General features: G+C 43.7%; 7 protein-coding genes. 3 read left to right on the plus strand and 4 right to left on the minus strand.

What is annotated here, in order from left to right; translation table 11 throughout:
* Nucleotides 1–34 precede the first annotated feature (34 nt).
* A complete protein-coding gene (locus MD535_RS12275; RefSeq protein ID WP_265675306.1) occupies nt 35–871 on the minus strand; it encodes a helix-turn-helix transcriptional regulator in 837 nt (278 codons plus the stop codon).
* Between the two features lie 427 nt (nt 872–1,298).
* On the opposite strand from MD535_RS12275, the gene MD535_RS12280 reads away from it, so the two are divergent.
* On the plus strand, nt 1,299–2,915 hold the full coding sequence (locus MD535_RS12280; RefSeq protein ID WP_265675307.1) for a long-chain fatty acid--CoA ligase: 1,617 nt from the start codon (nt 1,299–1,301) through the stop codon (nt 2,913–2,915).
* 164 nt (nt 2,916–3,079) lie between these two features.
* Nucleotides 3,080–3,796, plus strand: coding sequence for a hypothetical protein (locus tag MD535_RS12285; protein WP_265675308.1), 717 nt, complete (start codon nt 3,080–3,082; stop codon nt 3,794–3,796).
* A 210-nt stretch (nt 3,797–4,006) separates the two neighbouring features.
* Here the strand turns inward: MD535_RS12285 and MD535_RS12290 are convergent, their stop codons facing one another.
* The 3 genes from MD535_RS12290 to MD535_RS12300 all read right to left on the minus strand — a co-directional run bounded on the left by MD535_RS12290 (nt 4,007) and on the right by MD535_RS12300 (nt 5,494).
* The gene (locus MD535_RS12290) at nt 4,007–4,531 is read right to left on the minus strand and encodes an NADPH-dependent FMN reductase (RefSeq protein ID WP_265675309.1); all 525 of its coding nucleotides are present in this window, start codon (nt 4,529–4,531) and stop codon (nt 4,007–4,009) included.
* Nucleotides 4,532–4,676: 145 nt separating this feature from the next.
* The gene (locus tag MD535_RS12295) at nt 4,677–4,940 is read right to left on the minus strand and encodes a YfcL family protein (protein WP_265675310.1); all 264 of its coding nucleotides are present in this window, start codon (nt 4,938–4,940) and stop codon (nt 4,677–4,679) included.
* Nucleotides 4,941–4,963: 23 nt separating this feature from the next.
* Nucleotides 4,964–5,494: an elongation factor P hydroxylase gene (locus MD535_RS12300; RefSeq protein ID WP_265675311.1), complete on the minus strand. Its 531-nt coding sequence runs from the start codon at nt 5,492–5,494 to the stop codon at nt 4,964–4,966.
* Between the two features lie 212 nt (nt 5,495–5,706).
* Between MD535_RS12300 and MD535_RS12305 the strand changes: the two genes are divergently transcribed.
* The gene (locus MD535_RS12305) at nt 5,707–6,330 is read left to right on the plus strand and encodes a trimeric intracellular cation channel family protein (protein ID WP_265675312.1); all 624 of its coding nucleotides are present in this window, start codon (nt 5,707–5,709) and stop codon (nt 6,328–6,330) included.
* Nucleotides 6,331–6,348: the final 18 nt, after the last annotated feature.

A 6,348-nucleotide genomic window follows, 5' to 3' on the forward strand; every position in this document is an offset into this window, starting at 1 on the left:
AGGCTAGTCCCCTTTCAGGTTACACGCAGAATGCTTAATGAACGTGCTGACCACCAAAGTAAACGGTTAAAGGATCAACATTGCTGTCCGAAGGCACCGTAGAGGCGGCTTCCAAAAATAAAGAGAATAACTCCGACTGTGAGGATATCTTTAGCTTGTTGTGTATTCGTTTACGATACACTTTAACGGTCTCCGTGCTAACTTCTAATAGTGGCGCAATCGCTTTGGTCGAGTAACCCTGCAATACAAGTTGGGTCACCTGACATTCCCTCTCACTCAAAAAGTCTTTGCCGAAGTTACTAAATATGTCATTGAGTTGGTGCCCTATCGTACGCTCTTCTACCTTACCAACTTGAAAGTGTTTACTGACCGCAGCTTGAATGAGCTCAAAGTAGTTCATCAAGCGGCATCGCTCATCGCACTCCACTGAGTCTCGCTTGCGAAGACCTAACGACAAGACAACGTTAAATTCCTCAGAGCATTTAATTAACAGCCCCACCTCTTTCTTGAGCCCTGTTTGCTTATAGACTTGCTGATAGTAGTCACTGGTATAAAACTCATCAGGGGCAATATCTTCAAGTCGATACACGCCATCTGTCGTTCCGGCGCGAATGAGCTGGTAAAATGGGTCAAGTACAAGCGTATTGAGCAGCTCTTTATTCTTCACTTCATCAATGAAATAGTCTGAGTCGTTGTAAATCATCACGGGCGATTTGCCCTGACTAAACCCCATCACCACCAAGCTTTCGTAATCAATTATATTCGTAGCAAGTTGTGATAACTCAGACAGAAACTGTGTCTCTCCAATGGCTTTTATTACGCCAGGGTACTTGTCACAGAACACTTGCCAACCTTCCATAGGTAAGGACATAGACACTCCTTTCGTCATTGCCGCATTTGTATTAAGGATGTATCACGAATAACCATTCACCTCAATTCACGCGCTTTCAATCTATTCGTAAACCCTACAACGTCGCGTATGAACTATTAGTTTGTCGGCCGATAACTCGTAAACTAACCGCTGATGTCACTCCGCTGCCTGCTGGATTACATATGAATGTAAGTAGATATTTCAACCATATTGGCAAATATAATTAACACCAAAAAGTAGCAATGCCCTTTTTTGACTGGACTCATCACAGTTTTGCATCACATTTTGTATGAACAACCGCCGTATAGCCCCGCCGAATAATACCAAAACGCTTCACCTCCAAATCCCGTACCCAATTTGGGGTACAGACTAAGCAATGCAACAATGTACATAATATTTAACAAATCAATAACAAAACAGGCGTACTATGCAGGGACAGATGATCAACAGCCAACTGACTATCACGGAAATCATGCGACATGCTGAAAGAGTGAATAGTGGTACCGAAGTCGTATCCATAACCCATGATAATCCCATCCATCGCTACACGTTAAAAGAGGCATTTAAGCGAGTGAGGCAACTCGCCAACGCTTTGCAAGACTTAGGCATTAAACAAGGGGATAGAGTTGCAACGCTCGCATGGAATGACTATCGACATCTTGAGCTTTATTACGCCGTATCATGTTCAGGGGCAGTGTTACATACCGTCAACCCTCGCCTGTTTCCGGAACAAATCGAGTACATCGTTAACCACGCAGAAGATTCCGTCGTTTTCTTTGACCCCTTCTTTCTGCCACTCATTGAACAGCTTAAAGAAAAACTACCAACCGTGACTCGGTTCATCGCACTTACCGACTCGCAACACCTGCCAACCAACAATATCGAAGACCTGACCGACTATGAGACGTTAATCCAAGATAAAAGCTCGCAGTTTACATGGCCTGACATCAAAGAAGACCAAGCAAGCTCACTGTGTTATACCTCAGGGACAACGGGCAATCCAAAAGGCGTATTATATAGCCACCGCTCTACCGTTTTACATTCAATGGGTAGTGCACTCCCGGATGCTTTTTCCCTCTCATTAGACGAAACCGTTATGCCTATCGTGCCCATGTTTCATGTAAACGGATGGGGGCTTGCTTATAGCGCGCCTATGACCGGCACTAAACTTGTTCTCCCTGGACCTAAAATGGCAGACGGTGAAACGCTCACTCACCTCATTAATGAGGAAGGCGTGACCATGACCGCTGGCGTACCCGTGATTTGGCTGACACTACTAGAACATTTAAAAAAGACCGATACTCAAGTGCCTAGCTTAAACCGAATTGTTGTCGGAGGCTCCGCTTGTCCCGAGCTTCTCATTGCAGAATTTGATGAACTGTTTAATGTCTCTGTTCATCATGCCTGGGGAATGACAGAAATGAGCCCTCTTGGCACATTCAATCAACTGACCCCAAGTATCAAAGCACAAGGACAAGCACAGCAAATGGCCACTAAGCTAAAACAAGGTCGAATCGTCTTTGGTGTGGATATCCGTATTGAAGATTGGGAGGGCAATGAACTTGATTGGACAGGCAACCAATTCGGTTCGGTAAAAGTACGAGGCCCTTGGGTCGCCTCGGGATACTACAAGCAAGGTGAGCAACTAGACAGTAATGGCTACTTCGATACCGGAGATGTCGCCAGCATAGATAAAAATGGCTATATGATGATCACCGATCGTTCAAAAGACGTGATTAAATCGGGCGGGGAATGGATAAGTTCAATTGAACTAGAAAACATTGCCGTTGGTCATCCCGATGTGAAAGAAGCCGCGGTCATTGGTGTATCCGATCCTAAATGGGGCGAGCGTCCGCTGCTTATTGTCGTGACCCATCAAGTAGAAGTCACTCAGCAAGAGCTATTGGGCTACTTTGACGGCAAAGTAGCCAAGTTTTGCATACCCGATGCTGTTGTGTTCGTCAAAGATCTGCCTCATACCGCAACGGGTAAACTCAGTAAAAAAGACTTACGTACCCGCTTTAAAGACCGAACGTTAGGTTAATAACATCGCTCAAAGAGCCATAATCGGCGTTTGAGCGACGCCCCCTACCAGAATCACAATGGCAACATATTTAACAAACTTGTAACCCAAAGGGGGACTGTTGATATTAGCCCTTTCAGCACACTATAGAATTGTTAACAAATGGTTAAAACAAGGAATTAGTTATGAAAGTCGCACAAATTGAAAATACAGCCATGCTCGCTGGCTTTGTCATGTTCAGTATAATGGCAGCTGCTGGTTACATTATGATGGGCCCAAGTTACGTAGACTCCAACTTAGTCTTCGTCGATGCATTATTCTCAACGCTATCTGCTATCTGTACATTTGGCGCCATTATTGTGTCTCGCACGGTGGCTAAGCACTACTCACACATGCCTGAAGGTGAGAGTAACCCTGAAAACTACTACGTACTGTTTCGCGCGAGCCTATTAGTCCTTGTGTTGCTGCTTGCCTTAGCGGGTGCTGTAGATACTCTTACTCTTTTGTATGGCGGTCAAACTGTATCACTTCCTAACGCTGAACTATTTGCTATGTACTTCCTTGGTATTGGCCTTTTTTACTGTGTCTTATGGTTCCTTTATGCTCGGGCCAATCGTAAAGTCAACGGTCAAAGCTCTCTTTTAACTGCTGAAACACTTAACGCTAAAGTCAATGCTTTCCTACTTGTCGGTGTAATGCTTATCTACATCGCTGTGATTAGCATTGAGGCAATTTCAAATATCCCGGTAGGGCTAAGCTCGGTAGGTGCTATGGCGGATAATTTGATCCTTCTTATTATTGTCGCAGTGATAACACCTGAGCCAATTAAATTGGCGAAAAGTGCTATCAAACAGTTACGCGCCAATAAAGCAATGGCTTCGGCAGTAGGCCACAAAGCTTAATTATCTCATTTCACTTTCAAAACACGTACGCGTGGAGTGGTTAGGTAAGAGGTGAAAGGGGATGGGAAATGAACCTCTCACTAGCTTTAACAACATTGTATTATCAACTTATTCCAAGACGGTACCAAAAAAGCCACCTTTTTATAGGTGGCTTTTTGTCAATCATCTAATACCCAAAAGGCTCGCTCTACGACTCTTTTTTCACCGTATCTATAACAACGTAGCAACGGCTTGCTGTAATTGATTCTGGATGTCAACATTGCGAACTTCGCCATTTTCAATGTCAAAATTATCGTAAAAGCTTGGCACCGAGACACTCGCTTTTACGTTGCCGCCAAAATACGGTGCTGAGTTCGTTGCTGCTGCTAAAACATTCGCCGCTCCACCTGGGCCAGGTGACGTTGCCAAATAAACCGCAGGCTTACCTGCAAAAACTTCACGCTCAATACGCGTTGCCCAATCAAACAAATTTTTATAAGCGGCAGGGTAATGGCCATTGTGCTCTGCAAACGAAATAACCAAAGCATCGGCTTGCGCGATATCATCCAAAAATTGCTTAGCACCTTGTGCTTGCCCAATCTCTTTCTCTTTATCTTCACTAAATAAAGGAACATCGTATTGACTGATGTCGAGAACCTCAACATCCGCCCCTTCAATTTGATTAGCTGCGTACGTCGCTAACAATTTATTAATCGACGTTCCACTGGTACTTGCACCAAATGCGATAACTTTCATAGGGAGTCCTTCTACTGGTTTCTTATTCGTTCGGTATGGATATAGATTAATCCATTACCGATAATCAACAAGCAAGAAAATCACACTATGTCATTCGAAATTTTCGAACAAGGCGACACCTGCACAAGATTAGCTCAACATAAGACTAAACCAGCGCTTGTAGCTCACCCCAAAGATCGTTCACTATGATTCGGTCTGCCGGGCTTAGCTCCGCTTTCGCCTCATCCAAACTGGCTTGAATTCGTAGTTTTAGAGAAGCAACGTCGTTAATTCCCTCTTCTTCGCAAGCGGCGGTAGAAAGAGAAATATGCCCACGTAGATAACCACCCGCAAACAATTCGTCGTCCGACGCATTCTGAATTCGCTCATCAATAATAGCGATAAGCATGTCTTCGTATTCAATAATCATAAAACTGTTGTCCTAATAGGGGCTCAACGAACAATAAACTGTTCACTGCTTAATTCTGAAATTTGATAGTGGTCTCTCAGCGCATTAGATAACTGTGCCACTCTGACGGGTAAACCATCACGTAAGATTTGCTCAACCTCATCTTTTACTTTTTGCATAAAAACCAAGCGATCAGGTTCAAAGTTACCATTTAAATTGTCGCAACTCACTGTAAACGGAAAGCCAGCACTTGTCGCAAGTATCCACTCATAGGCTTGAGGACGAATCTCAACTTTTTCAAACTCGGCCTGTACTTGTTCAGTACGGCCATCCGGTTCATACCAATACCCGAAGTCTTCGAGTAAACGTCGTTTCGGACCAGCCACGCACCAATGAGCAATTTCATGTAATGCTGAAGCATAGAAACCACGAGCAAAAATGATGCGATGGTGGTCAATGTCGTCACTCGCGGGAAGATAAATAGGTTCATCCCCACCTAACTCTAAGCGCGTGTTGTAAGATTCAAAAAAAGTCTGATTAAAAATCTGAATAAGATCTTGGTACTGATGGTGCATGGTTACTTTATACTGCAAATATTAAGGGGGGTATTGTCTCTGGAATTATCGATGAGGTAAAGCCTCTCTGTCGCTTTTGTTTTCTGTCACCACGTAGGCTTTATTCATTAGTTTTTTTTATCAGAAAATCCTCAAAACATCATTAAATTTCATTCGTCAACAGACCAGTTCACAATTACACTATCGCATGATTTTTTTTTGAGATTCGTGTCATGTTGCTGAGTGTTTTATACATTATAGGAATTACGGCCGAAGCGATGACAGGCGCACTCTCTGCAGGTCGTCGTAACATGGATTGGTTCGGTGTTATGCTAGTAGCAAGTGCTACGGCAATTGGTGGTGGTACCGTACGAGATATTTTGCTTGGGCATTACCCTTTAGGTTGGGTTAAGCACCCTGAATTTTTGGTCATTACCTGTGTCGCAGGTGTATTAACCACCGGGCTAGCGAAATGGATCATCAAATTTAAAGGCGTTTTTATCCGCCTCGATGCACTTGGTTTAGTGGTCTTTACGATTATTGGTACCAATGTCGGTATTAGTATGGGGTTGCATCCATTTATCTGTATCGTTTCAGGTTTAGTCACTGGTGTTTTTGGTGGTTTACTCAGAGATCTCATTTGTAGACAAACGCCGCTAGTGCTGCATGAAGAGCTGTATGCATCTATCTCCGTGATTGCTGCTTGTTTGTACTTAGGTTTATTGGAATATGGTATTGATACACTTCCAACCACCATCGCGACCATTGTTGTGGGTTATACCCTTCGTATGGCAGCGGTGAGATTTAAATGGCGCTTACCCAACTTCAAACTCGATAGTGAAGAAGCCGTCCATTAAATGAAAAGCCCTAGTATT

This window comes from Vibrio qingdaonensis, from assembly GCF_026191675.1.
In the GTDB taxonomy this organism is placed as follows: domain Bacteria; phylum Pseudomonadota; class Gammaproteobacteria; order Enterobacterales; family Vibrionaceae; genus Vibrio; species Vibrio qingdaonensis.

What these genes read in the sequence shown, in the direction of transcription:
- MD535_RS12275 (WP_265675306.1), bottom strand. Translation starts at nt 871, where the DNA reads ATGTCCTTACCTATGGAAGGTTGGCAAGTGTTCTGTGACAAGTACCCT.
- MD535_RS12300 (WP_265675311.1), bottom strand. Translation starts at nt 5,494, where the DNA reads ATGCACCATCAGTACCAAGATCTTATTCAGATTTTTAATCAGACTTTT.
- MD535_RS12290 (WP_265675309.1), bottom strand. Translation starts at nt 4,531, where the DNA reads ATGAAAGTTATCGCATTTGGTGCAAGTACCAGTGGAACGTCGATTAAT.
- MD535_RS12305 (WP_265675312.1), top strand. Translation starts at nt 5,707, where the DNA reads ATGTTGCTGAGTGTTTTATACATTATAGGAATTACGGCCGAAGCGATG.
- MD535_RS12295 (WP_265675310.1), bottom strand. Translation starts at nt 4,940, where the DNA reads ATGATTATTGAATACGAAGACATGCTTATCGCTATTATTGATGAGCGA.
- MD535_RS12280 (WP_265675307.1), top strand. Translation starts at nt 1,299, where the DNA reads ATGCAGGGACAGATGATCAACAGCCAACTGACTATCACGGAAATCATG.
- MD535_RS12285 (WP_265675308.1), top strand. Translation starts at nt 3,080, where the DNA reads ATGAAAGTCGCACAAATTGAAAATACAGCCATGCTCGCTGGCTTTGTC.